General features: G+C 62.8%; 21 protein-coding genes. All 21 read right to left on the bottom strand.

Annotation, left to right across the window (positions count from 1 at the left end; translation table 11 throughout):
- Position 1: 1 nt before the first annotated feature.
- Positions 2-703 carry a phage minor tail protein L gene (locus LDO41_RS19610; protein ID WP_223991230.1) on the bottom strand — a complete coding sequence of 234 codons (702 nt, stop codon included), beginning with the start codon at positions 701-703 and terminating at the stop codon, positions 2-4.
- Positions 700-1,095, bottom strand: a complete 396-nt coding sequence (locus tag LDO41_RS19605) for a tail fiber assembly protein (protein WP_223991228.1) — start codon at positions 1,093-1,095, stop codon at positions 700-702. Before LDO41_RS19605 ends, LDO41_RS19610 begins: the two co-directional genes overlap by 4 nt.
- 6 nt (positions 1,096-1,101) lie before the next feature.
- Positions 1,102-2,253, bottom strand: a complete 1,152-nt coding sequence (locus LDO41_RS19600) for a hypothetical protein (RefSeq protein WP_223991227.1) — start codon at positions 2,251-2,253, stop codon at positions 1,102-1,104.
- Positions 2,254-2,256: 3 nt separating this feature from the next.
- Positions 2,257-2,598, bottom strand: a complete 342-nt coding sequence (locus tag LDO41_RS19595) for a phage tail protein (protein WP_223991225.1) — start codon at positions 2,596-2,598, stop codon at positions 2,257-2,259.
- Positions 2,599-5,430, bottom strand: coding sequence for a phage tail tape measure protein (locus LDO41_RS19590; RefSeq protein WP_223991223.1), 2,832 nt, complete (start codon positions 5,428-5,430; stop codon positions 2,599-2,601).
- A complete protein-coding gene (locus tag LDO41_RS19585) occupies positions 5,427-5,678 on the bottom strand; it encodes a DUF1799 domain-containing protein (RefSeq protein WP_223991221.1) in 252 nt (83 codons plus the stop codon). The genes LDO41_RS19590 and LDO41_RS19585 overlap by 4 nt, the downstream gene beginning before the upstream one ends.
- 62 nt (positions 5,679-5,740) lie before the next feature.
- Positions 5,741-6,085: a phage tail assembly chaperone gene (locus tag LDO41_RS19580; protein ID WP_223991219.1), complete on the bottom strand. Its 345-nt coding sequence runs from the start codon at positions 6,083-6,085 to the stop codon at positions 5,741-5,743.
- A complete protein-coding gene (locus LDO41_RS19575; RefSeq protein WP_223991217.1) occupies positions 6,085-6,744 on the bottom strand; it encodes a phage tail protein in 660 nt (219 codons plus the stop codon). The genes LDO41_RS19580 and LDO41_RS19575 overlap by 1 nt, the downstream gene beginning before the upstream one ends.
- A 62-nt stretch (positions 6,745-6,806) precedes the next feature.
- Positions 6,807-7,160, bottom strand: a complete 354-nt coding sequence (locus tag LDO41_RS19570) for a DUF3168 domain-containing protein (RefSeq protein WP_223991215.1) — start codon at positions 7,158-7,160, stop codon at positions 6,807-6,809.
- On the bottom strand, positions 7,157-7,684 hold the full coding sequence (locus LDO41_RS19565; RefSeq protein ID WP_223991213.1) for an HK97 gp10 family phage protein: 528 nt from the start codon (positions 7,682-7,684) through the stop codon (positions 7,157-7,159). Before LDO41_RS19565 ends, LDO41_RS19570 begins: the two co-directional genes overlap by 4 nt.
- A gap of 3 nt (positions 7,685-7,687) precedes the next feature.
- Positions 7,688-8,032, bottom strand: a complete 345-nt coding sequence (locus tag LDO41_RS34365; protein WP_223991211.1) for a phage head closure protein — start codon at positions 8,030-8,032, stop codon at positions 7,688-7,690.
- On the bottom strand, positions 8,029-8,373 hold the full coding sequence (locus LDO41_RS19555; RefSeq protein ID WP_223991209.1) for a head-tail connector protein: 345 nt from the start codon (positions 8,371-8,373) through the stop codon (positions 8,029-8,031). Before LDO41_RS19555 ends, LDO41_RS34365 begins: the two co-directional genes overlap by 4 nt.
- Position 8,374: 1 nt before the next feature.
- On the bottom strand, positions 8,375-8,779 hold the full coding sequence (locus LDO41_RS19550) for a hypothetical protein (RefSeq protein ID WP_223991207.1): 405 nt from the start codon (positions 8,777-8,779) through the stop codon (positions 8,375-8,377).
- 62 nt (positions 8,780-8,841) lie between these two features.
- Positions 8,842-10,035: a phage major capsid protein gene (locus LDO41_RS19545; RefSeq protein ID WP_223991205.1), complete on the bottom strand. Its 1,194-nt coding sequence runs from the start codon at positions 10,033-10,035 to the stop codon at positions 8,842-8,844.
- Between the two features lie 10 nt (positions 10,036-10,045).
- Positions 10,046-10,915 (bottom strand): head maturation protease, ClpP-related, encoded by an 870-nt coding sequence (locus tag LDO41_RS19540; RefSeq protein WP_223991203.1) that lies wholly within the window; start codon positions 10,913-10,915, stop codon positions 10,046-10,048.
- Between the two features lie 4 nt (positions 10,916-10,919).
- Entirely contained in the window at positions 10,920-12,209 is a 1,290-nt protein-coding gene (locus tag LDO41_RS19535; protein WP_223991201.1) for a phage portal protein, read from the bottom strand.
- Positions 12,209-13,906: a terminase large subunit gene (locus LDO41_RS19530; RefSeq protein WP_223991199.1), complete on the bottom strand. Its 1,698-nt coding sequence runs from the start codon at positions 13,904-13,906 to the stop codon at positions 12,209-12,211. Before LDO41_RS19530 ends, LDO41_RS19535 begins: the two co-directional genes overlap by 1 nt.
- A 21-nt stretch (positions 13,907-13,927) precedes the next feature.
- Positions 13,928-14,092, bottom strand: a complete 165-nt coding sequence (locus tag LDO41_RS19525) for a hypothetical protein (RefSeq protein WP_223991198.1) — start codon at positions 14,090-14,092, stop codon at positions 13,928-13,930.
- A gap of 16 nt (positions 14,093-14,108) precedes the next feature.
- Positions 14,109-14,471, bottom strand: coding sequence for a terminase small subunit (locus tag LDO41_RS19520; RefSeq protein WP_223991196.1), 363 nt, complete (start codon positions 14,469-14,471; stop codon positions 14,109-14,111).
- A 237-nt stretch (positions 14,472-14,708) separates the two neighbouring features.
- Positions 14,709-15,188, bottom strand: a complete 480-nt coding sequence (locus LDO41_RS19515) for a hypothetical protein (protein WP_223991194.1) — start codon at positions 15,186-15,188, stop codon at positions 14,709-14,711.
- Positions 15,189-15,234: 46 nt separating this feature from the next.
- Positions 15,235-15,648: an HNH endonuclease signature motif containing protein gene (locus LDO41_RS19510; RefSeq protein ID WP_417291719.1), complete on the bottom strand. Its 414-nt coding sequence runs from the start codon at positions 15,646-15,648 to the stop codon at positions 15,235-15,237.
- Positions 15,649-15,702 lie beyond the last annotated feature (54 nt).

Genomic DNA, 15,702 nt, shown 5'->3' with positions numbered 1-15,702 from the left:
ATCAAGTCCTGATCAGATCCGCGGCGGGGAAGGAACCGTATGGCAACGGGTTATTCGCGCCGAATCGGAGCTTGCACGAGCTGAGGCGGCCGCTGCAGCGATCTCGTGCTGGATCCGCCGTAGGGTTGTCGTCCTTATCGAAGTACGCGTTACCTGTGTAGCCGCAGTATGGGCCGCGGTAACCGCCGATCGTGAGCCACATGCAAACGTTCGCCACGATCTGCCGACGGGGCAACTGGGCGCCCCCGAAGTCCAGGGGACTGGACATCTCGAACGTGACCGTTTCGTTGGATTCGTTCGTTTTCTGTTCGACGATCCATAGCTCCGGCGGCAGTTCCTCCTCTGGGTCCGCGGTGGGGTTGCCATCGGGGAAGTTCGCTGCGTCGAGGTACTTCCCGAGCGTCTGCCTACGCGTCAGCCGCGCGCCGGCCAAGTCATTGAGAGCGATGCACAGCGCCGAGATCGAGCCATTCACGTTCCCGACGGAGAGCGTCGGCGAGGGCTGTTGCCCGTCCCCAGTCCGCGCGAAGCCCTCAGCCTTCACCGGCCAGGGTGAGTATTCGTTGCCCTGCCACCAGATCGGCCCTACCCGCGTATAGGCGTGATAGCGCAGGACGTCGCCGCCCTGTGCAGTCGCATCGAGCTCGAACAACTCTACCAACTCGCCGGGCTCGAGCTTCTGGATGTCAGCTGCAATCGTCATTGCGCAGGAGCCTCCGGCCATGCTGGTTCAGTGGGCCAGCCGGCTTGATCTGCCACCCTCGCCAGCGCCAACTTGTAAGCGGCGTAGGCCCGGAACCGCGACGCCTCCTCTGCGGACAGCATTCCCGCGATGAAGGCGTCTGCCATCCCCTGCGTGGCGACATCGGCCTCGGCTATGCGGCGGGAGCGTTCCACGAGTGCGGCCGCAAGTCGGCGAGCCTGAATGGCTTCGTCCGACTGCAACGGATCGGGCAGCGGTTGATTTCCCTCCGCGAGCCAAGCAAGGTACTGGGCATAGTCCGAACTTTCCGGATCTGGAGGAATGCACGCGCCATCCGAAACCCGAGTCACGCTTGTGAGTTCGCCACTGTTCAATCGGTGCTCTTGGTACATGGTCAGTTATGTGGGTTCCGCCACAAGTAGAAACTTGAAGCCGGCGGCCTGAGAGGACGCGAAAACAGCCGACCAAACGGACATAGTCGCCGTCGTTGAGAAAACGAGGCTGGCCACCGACTTAGACCTACCCGTCGCCTGTGCCAATCCAATAGCACCGACGTTGGTCTGCGCGATCGCGCTGCCAGACAATATGAACCCCGTTGGAGTTGCGTACATCTCTGGGATGGGGATGTACGCAACCGCGTTATTCACATCCACCGCAATGCCGCTGGCGAATGGGACCGTCGCTCCAATGTCATAGAGGAGGTTGGTATAGCGCTTGCAGATGGCCAAGTCTGACGCGAACTCGCGCGGCTCGAACGGAAGCGCGGAAGTCCCACGTGACAGCGCAGGGCGTCGAACAAACCCGTTAGCGAATCGGAAGTTGACGTTGCCTCCACCGTTCAGCGTGAAAGGCGACCCGCTCACAACCTGTGTGGTGCCAACAAATCCAACTGCCGAACCCTCCCACGTCATGACGTACGAGCCAGCATCAAGGTCCGCAGCCTCGACGACTTGTTCCATGCCCCCTGCCGGCGCCGTGGCCGTATCGCCATTCAGAATTACCGCCTGTCCTGACACAACGACGCGCCACCCGTCATATGTGTTCTGGAGTGCGCTGGTCGTAGCTGTGCCGCTAACATAACCGCGCTGGTTGATCTTCCACTGGGCGTTGCGAAATAGATTTCGACGCACGGGCTGCTTCGCTGCGGCCGCAACGCCAGTTGTTGCGCTGAGGATTCCTGCGCCATCGGCCAAGAGGATGTCACTAGTGCCCTGCTGCAGCACAACACCAATACCGCTAGCGCTGCGGACTAGCACTCGGAAATTTCCCGTCGTGCTATTGCGCACTACCCACATCTGGGTTACGTCGGCAGGCAGCACCACTTCCTTGTCACCGGTGATCAATCCGGAGAGGTTGATGCAGCCGTTGAGTGCCTCCAGAGCGGTCAGAGTGACCACGCCAGCAGCGCCGGCAATGCTCTTGTCGAGTTGCGATTGCGCGCGCTTGTACAGCTCATCGAAGTTGTTGTTCGACTTACCGAAGGCCACCCGGGAGGTGTCGCCGTCAGAGCCAGTAGGCGGCGTTCCAAGCGCGATTGTTTGCTTTGACATGGATCAGGGCGCGAACGCCTGTTCGAAGGTTGCCGAGAAGCTGTAGACGCCGCCGGCTTCGACCGCGGGCGTGTACTTGGGCACCCGGTAGAGCCCCTGCACCCCGAGGGGCGGCGTCCAGTAGAACGATCTGAAGCCCGCGTGTCGATCGACGAACGCAATGATTTCCGCGATCCGCGCTTCTGTCCCCACGAACTTCATCGGCCAGGTCTGGACCTTGTTGTTGATGCCATCGGCCGCCACTTGCTTGTACCCATCACCGAACTGAGCGGCGCGCACGCGCAGGGTGGTGTCGCCCTGCACGCTGGGGCCAGCGGCCTTCCACGCGAAAGTCTCGATCGCCATTTATGCCTGCCCGTTTCGCATCTTCCAGAGCACGCCACCTTGGCGCTGCTCGCGGTTGAAGCGTTCGGTGATACTGGCATTCACCATATCGCCGATCGCGCGCCCCATCTCCGCGTCACCGCCGGTGACCTGCGTTTGCGACGAGCCGTCGCTGACGTTGACCTGAGTGCTGACATATATCGGCGCCCCGCCGGTATTTGACAGGATCCGCCCCGATTGCGCGGGGACAAAGACTTCCGGGCGCTTCTCGCCAACGACATATGCCTTGCCGGCTTCTACATCGCCTCCGCCTGCGCGGAAGCCGCCGAACTGCATCGAGGTATCGCTGAACATGCCTGAACCAACAGCTCCCGTGGTAGAGGCGTAGCCCGCGGCGCTGGGGCCCGTGCTGAACGCATTCCAAGCGCTTCCGGCGTCCGCCGCCGCGCCGGCCCCAGCCGAGAACAGGCTGCCTACAAGCTGGATGCCCATCTGAGCCAATCCCGACAGCGCGGCCCGCGCCTGTATGCGCACCAGATCCGCGATGACCGACCGCGCAAAATCACCGAAACTGGCTTTGCCGGTAGTTGCGAACTGCACGACGGCGTCTTCGAGGCCCTGGAACGCGTTGCCAAACAGACGGCCGGTTTGATCGGCCGTGTTCGCCGCCGCGTCGCGATAGTCAGACATCGCAGCCAGCGCCCCATAACGCCAGTCGCTCTGTTTGTCTCGCAGCTCAGCGTAGTACTCACCGACCTGGTCAAGCGCCGCCTGCTGCGCGTCTCGGATGCGGTTGATCTGGTCCGTGAAAAGCTCTGTGCCGACGAGGCCCTTGTCGGACATCGTCTTGATCCAGTCCGTCCGGATGCGGCCGAACTCGCGGTAGACGGTTTGCGTGGACGCCAGTTGCTCCCGCGCCTGGCTACCGAGGCCGAACACCGCGAGCTGCCGGTCGTACTGCTCAGATCGAGAGGCAGCGCTTTCACGGATACGGACGTCGATGCCGGCGGCCTGTGTACGGGCCTCCTGCAGCAACCGGTTCTGCTTCTCCTGCTCTTTCGTTGCTGCCTTCTTCGCCTCAACCTCGGCGTTCGCGGCCACGTTCATCTCGAGCTGAGCCCGGATTTCGTCCTGTCGCGCGAGCAGGCTGCGCTGATCCGCCGTGAGCACCTTCTTGGTCTTGATGTCGGCGATCTGCTGCTCGAACTCTGCACGAGCTTTCTCAGCGGCAGTGAATTTGTCCGAGTCGGCTAGCTGCTCCTTCAACGCGGCGCCGGCCTGGCGCAACTGGTCGAGGTACCGCGTGCCATAGTCCTCGGCGAACGCCTTCTCCTTCGGGTCCTTGTACTTGTCGTTGATCAGCCCCGCGCGGCGGTTGTACTCCTCCGCCGTAAGTCCCAGCGTCTGGGAATCACGCTGCAACTGTTCGATCTCGTCTTTGCGCTGCTTAGCTCGGGTACGAGTTGCCTTGTCCTGAGCATCCAGCCGCTGTTGCGCCGCGAGCTTGGCGTCGTTGTCACGACGCGCCTTGCCCTCAGCCTCGCCCTTGGCATTCTCGGCGACCACCGCAGTGTTGTACTTCTTCACGAGCTCAAGGTTCCTGCTCAGCGCAGCCTCGAGCTGCACCGTGTTGTAGCCCTTCGCCCGCGCTTCAGCGAGTTCCTTCTCCTGCACGGCCATCGTCTTGTAGAGGTCGTTCAGGTTGTCGCTGGCGGTGCGCTCGCGGCCGATGTTAAGCATCGCGTCCCAAGCCCCCTTGGCAGACGATGCGACGGCAAACCACCCTTTCTCCAGCAGACCGAGGTTCGCCTGCACTTCCTTTGCGCGATCGGCAAGAGCGGCGCTGAACGCGCGCTGTGCAAGCGCGGCGGCCTCTTCCTTCCTGCCCTGTTCGTCAAGCGCCTTGATCTGTTCGAAGACCGCGTACGTGAGATAGTGATACTGCTCGTTCAGCTTCAGCGAGGCCTTCACCGGCTCGTCGCCGAGTTGGACGTACTTTGCGATGGTGTCGTCGATAGCGGTGCCAGTCGCCTTCTTCCACTCGAGCGCCGCACGCGCGAGACCTTCGAACTGCTCACCCGCAATTCGACCGGTCGAAGCAATCTGCGTGATCGCGTCTGCCGCCGCGGCCTGGGTACCCACGGCGTCGCCGATCCGCTGGGCAATCCCTGCCAGTTCCGCCGCCGTCTTCCCGGCATAGTTTCCCGTGCTGATCAGTGCCTTGTCGAAGTTCGCCGACTCCCTCGAACCCTGATAGAACGCTACAGCTAAGGCGCCGGCCGCCGCGGCGGAGAGCGTGAAGGGGTTGATCAGGCCTGCCACGTAGCCACCGAGCGCACGAGCGGCCGGGCCAATGCCCCCAAACATGTCCTTGAGCTGTCCGCCCTGCTGCGTGAGCACGAGCAGAGGACTCTGCCCCCCCGCCAACGACGTCACGATGTCTGTGAACTGAGCTGGGACGCCGCGCAGCGCCGCGGCCGTCGCGCGCGCGGACATGCCAAGGCTGTCAACTGCGGTCTCGGATTGCTTCAAACGCTGGATGAACGGCGCCGCTGCGTCGCCGACACCAAGTTGCTGTGCGCGCAGGGCGGCATACTCGGAAGCGGTCTTGCCAGCTCGATCCGCCTGTCGTTCAAGTGACTGCAGGAACCGGCGAGAGGCCGCGTCCATCTTGTCCGCTGCATCCCGGGCAGATTCGCCCATGCCGCGCACGCCACGCGACGTGTTCTGCGAAGACTTGGCCGCCGCCTGCTCGAGGTCTTGAACGGACTTCTTCGCCTCCGCAAAGCCAGCCTTGAGCCCAGAGACGTCGGCATCCGCTTGGAGTGTGGCCTTTCCGACTACCTCGCTCATGCTTCTCCTTCGCTCATTTCATCCATCGCCGCGTGCTCCATGACCCGAACAGATTCAAAAACCTCGGGATGTTCCGATCGCGGCACGCGCTGCATTCGCATGACGAATGGCAGCACGCTGTAGTCCAGCCCAACAGGACCGTTCATCCCCACCCGCCACTGGGTGCTCATCTGCACGAACACGTCCAACGCCTTCTCGTTGTCCGGCCACACCTCAACATCCGCCGGTGCGACGTCCGACACCGTCATACCGAATGCAGCAAGCTCATCAGCCGGCGGCGCCCGCCAGAACAGCCGGCGGGACGCCGCAATCAGTTTCCCCGGCGCGCCTGGGTCAGCTGCTCCATGTACGCATCGAGAATGGCGGACGACGCGTTGTGGTAGTTCAGGAGCACCAGCTCGAGCGCATCACCGCTGAACGGCTGATCGACATCCTCCCAACCGGCGACGATCTCCTCGAGGACCTTCCGCTCGCGAGACGCAGGACTGCCGTCGTCAGAGCCATTCTTCGCCTCCTCCGATACGCGATGGAAGAACTCCTTCGCCTGATCGCGCGTCTTGTGGCGGAAGACGAGTTTCAGCTTGGCGGCCTTCTCGCCGGGAACCGCGATCTCGACGGTGGCGGCGAACGTGGGGTTCGGGGTGATCTTGAACATCAGGCACCTGCCACATTGTAGCGAGTGGGCTTCCCTGCCAGCGAGAGCGTCACCGTGATGGCCATGGCTTCGTTCTTCGTGGTGGAGGGCATGTCGGTCATCGACACGTAGGCCAGGAAGTAGATGGCATCCCCGTTGGGTAGACGGAAACGGATCGCACGCGCCAGGCGGTCTTCGTCCGCGGCCTTGAGCGGGGCATAGTGCGCCAGAGTCGGGTCATCCGCGATCGTCAAGGTGATCGAGCGCGCGCTGCGCGTGGTGGGGATCTGCTTGTCGTCGCCCGTGTCCTCGAGGAACGAGTAGGTAAAGAACTGCTGCTCGCCGCCTTGGCTTGTCGATGTCAGCACCTGCTTAATCTCCTGCCAGGTGCTAACTTTCTGCAAGCTGCCCACGCCGCCGCCCGCGGGAAAGGTGTCGACGCTGGTGGTGTCGAAGCCTTGGAGCGAAAAATTGTCGTCGGCCACGGCGGCGACGCGCCCGATCCGGTCATCGAGCCGCGACCAGCCCGACTTGATGATTCCGATGTCGCCATTGACGAGCGTGTGATCGGGGGCGGTGGCCACAGCCGGATTGGCGTTGCTCAACGCAGTCATTGCGGTGGCCGCTGCCACAGCGGAGGCAATGGAGAAAATCGAACCGTTCGGAAGACGTACCGACATAGCTGGCTCCGTAGTAAGAGATGCCCGCTACTGCGGGCGGTGGTTAAGCGCCCGAACGGGCGTCAGACTGAAAACCAAAGAGAGAAATCCTGCTGCGCTCCGTACCAGTTCAGAACGCCGTCATAGTTCGACAAGGCCCCGCCGAGTGGGGAACCGAGCAGCGCTGGATTTTCGGGGACGATCGTCGCGACTTGACGTATCAGCGCACTGGCCTGAGCCCTTGTTGTGCCCCAGACCTCGATCTGAAAGCGGCCGTTTTGCTTGTCAGGAGCGCCCGCGAGGAAGTCGACCACATCGCCGCCGACCTGCTGGTACACGATGAACGGGAGCACGACGCCGTCTGGCGCGGTATCCGGATAGACGCGGCCAGCCACCAAGGCACCGAGCGCGGTCCTCAGATCTGCCTCAATCGTCATGCGTAATCTCCGCCACCACTACTCATTGACCGCAGTACTTCGGGCACCACCTCCGCAGCTCTCTTCTGCATCGCCGCCATCGCCGCCTCTGCGCGGTCGCCTGCACGCCGGATGAAGGAGACAGCGGGCACGCGCACGGGCGTCGGCAAGCGCTCCGTCGTGGCCGCCCAACCCGTCTCGGTCTTCACAAGCTTGTTCACGCGCCAATGCCCGTACTCGACCAGATGCCCATGAGGCGCCTTTCTCGCATTCCAGCTGACTTGGTAGACCGCGAAATGCTCGCTGGACAGTCGTTCTGAATAGACGTGGTAGATAGCGTCGCGCAATTGCCCTGGCTTCGTCTCCACGCCGCTGCGGCGCTTGATGGGTGCCCCCTGGTGGACCGGCACAAGGCGACGCGCCTCTTCGTAGAAAACCAACGCTCCCGCCCGCGCTATCGGTCGGACGACCGCGGTGACTCGGTCCTCCAGTTGCTCGAGCACATCGTCGAAGCCGCCGTCAAACTTGAACGAGACGCTGTCCATCCTTCAATCCACGCGAGCCGGCACGAGCTGGCACACCACGTCCACGTGCTGCCTCCTTTGTTTGTCAGGCAGCACCGCCTGAACCTCATAAGCATCCCCGTCACACAGCACGCGCATGCTGCTGTCTATGGAAAACTCCGACAGCACGGGGTATGGGACGCGAACGCTGACCTGCACAACCGACGCCGGGGTGTCTCCCCGAATGGACTCAGCGCCGGTTCGGTGTCGCACATCTGCCCAGACTGGTGCGCCGACGGTCGCCCATGACGAAATCGGCTGTCCCGCATCGTCCTGCGTCGGGACATTGCGCTGAAACTCGACCAGCGCCGAGCGCTGCCCCGCCCTCATACGCCCAGCCCCACGCGGTAGGGCTGGAGAAAGTCGCGCGCGCCCATCGGCAAATCCACCGCCGTGACACCGAGGACGACCTGCTCGCGGTTGACGTACAGATGGCCGGCCGTGAGCAGCACTGCGGCATGAAACTCAGCGTTCGCAACCATCGGATCGTCGCCGGCGGTACCGGCCTCGACCGCGGCTGCCATCTCGGTTTCGTCGTTGTAGACCTTCCGGTTCAAGAACGAGACGGCGGATCCTTCAGCGGCCGCGTGGTAGATCCCGATAAGCTGATCCTCGTTTTGCCACGTGACCCGCAAGTGCGACTTCACAATGTCGAGACCGAGGATCGGCATGTCAGGCTCCCTTGGCCTTGGCTTTGGTCTTCGCCTCGGCGGCCGGCTTTTCGTCGGCAGCCGCGACAGGCGCCGCCTCCGATGCCGCCGACTCGCTGGCGGTCTGACCTTCCGGCGCGCCAGCAGCAGGCGCCTTTACCAAGGCGCGCACCTTCGCCTCGTCGGCGTCGGTGAACACGTCCTTGAAGTGCGAGCGCATGGCGCCGACGACATAGTCCGGGTCGGTGTTGTCGCCGGGTAGGCCGGCCAGCGCCTTGTCCAGCTCGGCGCGGGCCACCGCAGAGCGATGGTCGTCTTCCTTCACCAGCACGGCGGCGCCGGTGTCGATGAAATGCTGGCCGCGGCTGCTGTCCATCTGAACGACGGTCCCCGCACGTGGGTCCGTCGCCTTGAACTTGATCTTCATGATCGTCTCCAGTAAGTGACACAAGCCCGCCAGAGCGGGCCCTCCGAACCGGCTGCTGCCGATCAGGTCACGTTGCCGAAGTCGCCGTAGATGAACGCCTCGGGCCGGTACACGGCCAGCGCCAGGCGCTCTTCGGCGAGGATCGTCACCATGTTCTTCACGAAGTCGTCTTCGTTCTCGGTGGCAACCTCGACGCGAGCCAGCCAGCGGTCGAACACCTGGGCGCCCAGCTTGAACGCGCCGGTCAGGAACTTGTCCACGGCAATGGCTTGCGTCTCGACCACCGGCAAGTTCCACAGAGTGGCGCCGATGCTGCCCTGCGGATTGCCGATGATGTAGCGGCCGGTGGTGTCCTTCAGCAACTCGATGCGCGCCCAGTCGATCGGGTTCATCACGTGCCCCGTGGCCGGGTATTCGGCGAGGAACGCCTGCAGCATCGCCAGACGGATGTTGTCGATGTTCGTCTCCGTGCCCGCCGGATCGAACGGCGCCACGAAGGCCGACGCCTGCGGGATGATGCCCAGCAGGTTCTGGCCCGTGCCGTCACCGTTCAGCAACTGTTGCTCTTCCTTGAAGGCCAGACCGTAGCGCAGGCGCCCGTCGATCATGCTAGCCAGTTGCGACGCGTCGCTGAGGATCTGGCGCGATGCCTTGACGAAGTGCGCGATGACCTTCGCCGACGTGGTGACGAGGTCGAACTTCATCGACGACTCGGGCTTCTTCGCGCCTTCCGCGACCATGCCCGCGTTGTTCGTGAAGCCAGTCTCCTTCACGTACTCCAGCGTGTTGCCGTCCATCGTGCCCGGGGTGATCAGGTCACGGACGGTCATGCGGCGCTGGGGCAGCGGAAGCACGCCAGGCAGACGGGTCGTCTGCACCAAGTCGCCGGCCGAGCCGTCGGCGTCGGTCGTCAGACTGGTGATGGCGGCCTTGAACGTCATGTCCACGCGGCCGCGAGGCGTCGCCTTGTCGGCGAAAGCCTTGAAGTCTTCGCCGCCCACGAACTGCTGGCCGAACGTCTGGTGCTGCAAGTCGCCACCGGCGCCATTCGCTTCCAGCTTGGCGAGCGCCTGCTGGGTCGCGGTCAGGCTGTTCTGCAGCTCGCCGTGCTTGTTCAGCAGCTCGTCCACTTTTGCGACGGCGTACTCGCTCTGCTTCGCGTTCTTCACGAAAGCTTCGGCTTGGGTCTTGATTTGATCGCTGACCTTCGTGAGGCTGGCGTTGATCGTCTCGATGTCCTTCTCGATTTGCGACATGGTGTGCCTTTCAAGCGTTGATTGAGATGAGGGATGCGGCCAATGCCGCGGCACTACTGAGGGAATCGGGCCGGGGCTCGACTCGTTCGGTGGGATCTCCCTCACCGCTGCCAGCCGGGTCGCCCGAGCTGGACTTGAAATCGCTGAGGAGACGCATGGCCTCGGACTTGGGCATGCCGCTGGAGCGCAGCGCCGCCTCGATTCGGCGGATCGCCGAGGCGCTGGCCTTTCCTTCGCCTTTCTTCACTTGGTCGGACGGCAGGAAGTCGTCAGCGAAGCCGTCGTCGATCGCCGCCTTCCCGCCGATCCACGTCTCGGCGTCCATGAGCTTCGCCATTGCCTTGATGTCCTGCCCGGTGCGCGCGGAGTAGATGCTCGCCATCGCATCATCGAACGGCTGCAGCGTCGCGGCGACCTCGATCAGATCGTTCCGGTTGCCGATAGCCATCACCCATGCGTTGTGGATCATCAGGAAACCGGCGCGTGCGATCTGCACGGTGTCGCCGGCCATCGCGATGATCGACGCGGCGGACGCGGCCAGGCCGAGCACCTTGACCGTGACCTCGCCGTCATGCTCGCGGAGCAAGTTATAGATCGCGAGGCCTTCGAACATGTCGCCGCCTGGGGAATTGACGTTGACCGTCACCGGCCCGGCGCCCATGCCACGCAGCGCGCCGGCAATGCGCTTCGCCGTCACCCCGTCGCCCGACCAGTAGTCGTAGCCGATCACGTCATAGACGCTGATCGTGCGCTCAACGTCATCGTCAGATGCCGCGCGCACATTGGCGTGCCAGCGGTCGAGCGCACGCGGTTGCAACTGGCTCGAAATGCCGGCGCAAGGGCGTCCCTCCGGCGCCCCCGGTAGCGTCTTCTTGCTCATGGGATCAACCCCTTTTCTGGTCGTCTTCGAAGCCGAGGAAGGCGCGGATGGCCGCCCTCGCATTGTTGGCGTCGCTGGCGTCGGTGGTACCGAGCCCATCGAGCGTGGTCATGGCCGACTGGACGGTGAGCACCGCGGCGTTCCCTCCCATGGGCTCGCGGTCTTCCAGCTCACGCACCTCGTCGCGCGTCAGGATGCCGTTGTTCACCATCGCGGCGTAGAAGGCAGCGCGCGCGGCGCTGTCCGCACGCAGCAGCCCTTCGACGGAAAACTTTGGATAATGGCGTGCTCGCTCGCTGGGGCGGAGCAGATCCTTGCTGATCGCCTGCTCGATTCGCTTCAGCCACGGCGCCAGCGTGAAGGTCAGGAAGCCGATCATCTGTTGCTCGATGCCGGTGCCCCAGCTCGTGGACTTCTCGGTATGCCCGACCATCCATGGCGGCACGCGGAACCACCGACAAATGGCCTCAACCGAGTATCCGCGCGATTCCAGCAGTTGCGCGTCGGATGGCTTGATGCCGACAGTTTCGACGTCCGTTCCGCCTTCCAGCAGCGGCGTCTCGCCCCGCTCTACCGATCCTTGGAGATTCGCCTTGAACTCCGCGCGCTGCTTCGGATTCAGGAACGCAGCCATCTTGTAGTAGACGGTCTGGAGCAATCCCGACTTGAACGTCTGCGCAGCGGCCTTGTCTGCGGCCATCGCGTTGCCGAACACCTTGGCGCCATACGCGATTACCGACACACCATTGGTGCCGTCGAGGGTGAAACCTGGGATCGTCCAGACGCGGGCCTCCGGAATCTCGCGCAGCGTACCGTTCGGGCGGGGGTACGTGAACTTCTTGCGCCCGGTGTTGAAGTCCCGCGTGCAGACGAGCTTGTCGGGGTCGAGGTAAGCCAGGCCGACGAGTTGCTCGCCGACATACAGCTTCTCGGCCCTGCCGGCGCCGCGCAGCAGCATTGCGGCCACCATCGCCTCCCAGAACACCGAAGCCGTCGAATCCGCGTTCGGCTGGTCGTGGATGACGAAGTGCAGCGGATGCTGCGGCGACACGCGCTTGCCCGCCGACGTGCGCTCGTACATGGCGAGCGGCAGTGTCGCGATCGTCTCCGAGATCAGCCGCACGCAACTCCAGACCGCGTCCAACTGCATCACCGCCTTGGGCGTCACCTCGACGCCCGCCTCGAACGCCGCATTGCGGTTATACAGTTCGTGGTCGGTCAGGGAGAACGACCGAACGAAGCCGTCGATGGCCGCGCGGACTCCGCGTGCGACGCCCGTAAGGTTGAATTTCATTATGCGTGGCCTGCCACAATGGGATTGCTCAGCCAGTCGTCCATGGAGCCCATCCCTTCAGGGTTTAGCGACAGCAGCGCGACGGCGTTGAACAGCGCCATCAGCGGGTCGATCTTGGCCGTGCCGCTGGCCTGCTTTGTGATCAGGATTGCGTTGCCGCGAGGTTCCACCTTGGCATTGCCGACGCACCAACTCATGAGCGCCGTACCTCCATGCCAGAGCGCGCCCTCGGCCAACTTCCGCTCGGTGGTCTTGATCGTGCCTCCCAGCTTCCAGCCCTGCGAGATGCCGACGATCATATCTTCGCCGTTGGAATTCTTCTCAGGGATCCCGGCGGCCAACAGCGCGTCGAGAACCGCGCCAATGCCGCTCGGATCGACGCCGATCTTGTCTAGCAGGCCGGCTTCGTGAATCTGCAGCACAATCTGGGCGAGCTGCTCGACGTCTTCGCCAATTCGATCGACGATGACCAGATCACCATCGAGTTCCAAGTCACGCAGTCGAGAAGCCTCGCTCTTGCGCCGCTCGAGGACCGTCGGATGCGCCCATGCGCGGCACCACGTCAACCAATCACCTGTCTCACGGTCTCGGCCCGCGGCGGCGGCACCCAATAAATCGTCCAAACCGCCACCGTCGATGCCGACATCGATGACCTCACAACGCCGTAGCAACTCGGATAGCGTCAGGCCTGGCACAGATTGCGCTTCCCAGAACAGCGCGCCTGCCCAGTTGTCCGATCGCAGGCTCAGCCCGATCTCGACGTTCAGATGCTTGGCTAGGAACTGCTGAAATGCACCGTCCTTTTTGTGCTCGACCTTGCGCAACTGGTCCGCTATCCAGTCAACGCTCACCGAGCGCCCGATATTGGGGTTGGTGATGTGGAAGTTCTCGGCATCCAGATACGCCTGAGACTTCACCATCGCCGTCGGAAACTCGTACAGAACACCGAGTGACTTGGGGTCATGGATCTTTCCATCCCGCACGTCGCGGTAATAGTTCAGCTTCTCCTTGAAGACGCCAGCCGGCGGCTCGTCGCTCTGCGTGGTGAGATAGATGACCCAGCCTTCATTGCGAGATACCTGGCCGCCCGTCGCCTCCATGAACATCGCTTCGGCGTTGCCCTTTTTGCCGAACAGCCAGTGCTCATCGACGAGGATGCGGCCAGACTTTTTCCCTGACACGGTGTCCGTGTCGGCCGCGACGACCTTCAGTGTCGCCCGCGACACGCGATGCGTGATGGTGCGAATGTGGTCCTGAATATGGAACAGCGCCGCCAGCTCATCGTCCGCGCGAATCATGCCGGCCGCGGGCTTGAAGCTGTTATCAGCAACTTCCTTCGTGGGCGCCAGGATCAAATGCTCTTCTTCGTGCCTCCAACAGAGGATCACGGCCGTGAGCATGATGCCGGCGGCGATCGTGGACTTCGTGTTCTTCTTGCTGATCAGCAGGTAGAACTCACGGATCAGCTGGTTGCCGGTCTGTGCATCGTATGCACCAAAGATGGCCGCCACGAACTGGAACACCCATTGGTCGCAACACTCGCCAAACGTTGGCTTCCCTGGGAGATCCACGACGCGCAACTCTTTGAAGATGGCCAGCGCTTGCTCGGCCTGGTCGCGAAAGATGGGCGGCGGGATGATCGACCGCCCTGAGATGAGGCGATCCTCCCAGTCTGGGCATGCAGTCGTCCAGTCCATCAATCCGCTCGCGTCAAACCGTTATTCGTCCGCGTCGTCGACGACATCTGCATTCGCGAGAGCGGCGGCCGCCTCGATGCGGTGCTCCATCTCGATGTCGGGCGAGTTCATCACCGCTCGCAACCACTCCCGCGGGTCATCCGTCTGCGGAATGGCGGACCAACCATCTCTCCCCGGTTTCGTCATCTGTCCGTCTCCACGCCTAGTTGTTGACCACCAGCTTCGGCGGCGGGGCCGGAGAAAAACGGCCGGCGACTTTCTTCGCTGCCTCGTCCTTCTGCTCCTTCTTGCCGCTCTCGCCCTTCTTTGCGTGGCAATACGGAGCCGCGATGGTCGCGGCCTGAACTCGTCGGCCACGCTCCTCGAATTCGTCCCGCATGACCTCGAGCAGATAGTCGAGCGGCATGAGCTTTGAGAGCTCTTCCGGGGACCTCGGTACAAACGGGGCCTGTTGCGCGGGTGCCGTGGTCTGAGCCGGCGGTTCAGTGCCGAAAGGCCAGTCCGTCGGCGCGCCCGGCACCTTGACGCCGCTCGCGTCGGTGAATCCGCCGGCCTTCGACTTCATTTTCGCGGGCTTTACGCCCTCCTCGACAGCCTTCTTCGGTTTCCTGCCCGCCCCGGGCCGTGCTCCGCCTCGTGGCATTTTGTGTCCTTTGAATTCGAATCTTTGAATTCTTTGATTACCCATCACTGAGGGAAATCAAACAACGGGAAATTTTCTGCGCGTGAGGGAACAGGCGGTCTAGACCCGCCGGACCGGCTGGACTTTTCCTGCCCCCCCCGCCACACCACTACGCGCCGATCAACCCACGACGCCGATAAGTCGGACCATCCCGATGGTGAAGGCGGCAATCGCAGCCGCGACGGCGAGCCATTGAATAGCCATCGCAAAAAACACCCACTTTGAAGGGCGCAATGAACTCGCTCGCCCAACTCCGAACATAAATCTCGACAGTCTGTGCTGGTACCAAAGACCGATAAAGAACGAAAAGAGGAAAATCACTCCCATCACTACGACAGCGAGGAGAAGACCGACCAGAAATGGTGTGACCGCAACTATGGCTTCCGCCTTCGAAGGAGCTGCAGCGAGGGCCGTCGCTCCAGCAAGACCAGCTGCGTTAATGATAGCGACATGCTTAACCACTTCCAGGCCCCAATCCATGATGGCCTGGGTAAGCATCCCACTCAGCCCCTGCAGCATCTGCTGCATTTGGCTCCTAACCGGCTCCGGTATTTCATGGATGAATGGATCAGGATTACCACCACCTGAGGATGATTTCATTGCTGTCGCTCCGGAGAATATCGGGAGCTTATGTTAGCGCGATCAGTCAGAAGCCAGAACCGGCTTCTTCCCTCTGTTTTTGCCCGCTGTGGTGCGTGCGGCAAAGCGTCTGCCAGTTCGACTCATCCCAGAACAGTGCCTTGTCACCGCGGTGCGCCTCAATGTGGTCGACCACGTTGCCATACGGAACAGGCAGCCCACGCTCAGCGCACTCGACGATGACTTCGGCAACACTCGTGGATCGGATTGATGCGTCTCGCATGCAGTAAATGCAGTACGGGTGCAGCCGGAGATAAGCCGCGCGCGCCTTCTGCCATCGATAGTCATAGCCGCGCTGACTGCTGCTCTGCTCGTTCGTACGCCACGAGCCAGGTTGCATCGTCGGCGCCCGACCAGTAGCCATCGCCACCCTGCCGCCAAGCATCGGCAGTCGGCCGCGCACGGTCGGGGTAGCTGGCATACGGCCCTGCGAAGAAAGAGCGGGCGGAAGCTGCATGGCAGCGCGCCCAAACCC

The organism is Cupriavidus pampae (genome assembly GCF_914271485.1).
GTDB classification, from domain to species: domain Bacteria; phylum Pseudomonadota; class Gammaproteobacteria; order Burkholderiales; family Burkholderiaceae; genus Cupriavidus; species Cupriavidus pampae.
This window is presented reverse-complemented; position numbering and strand designations above follow the sequence as displayed.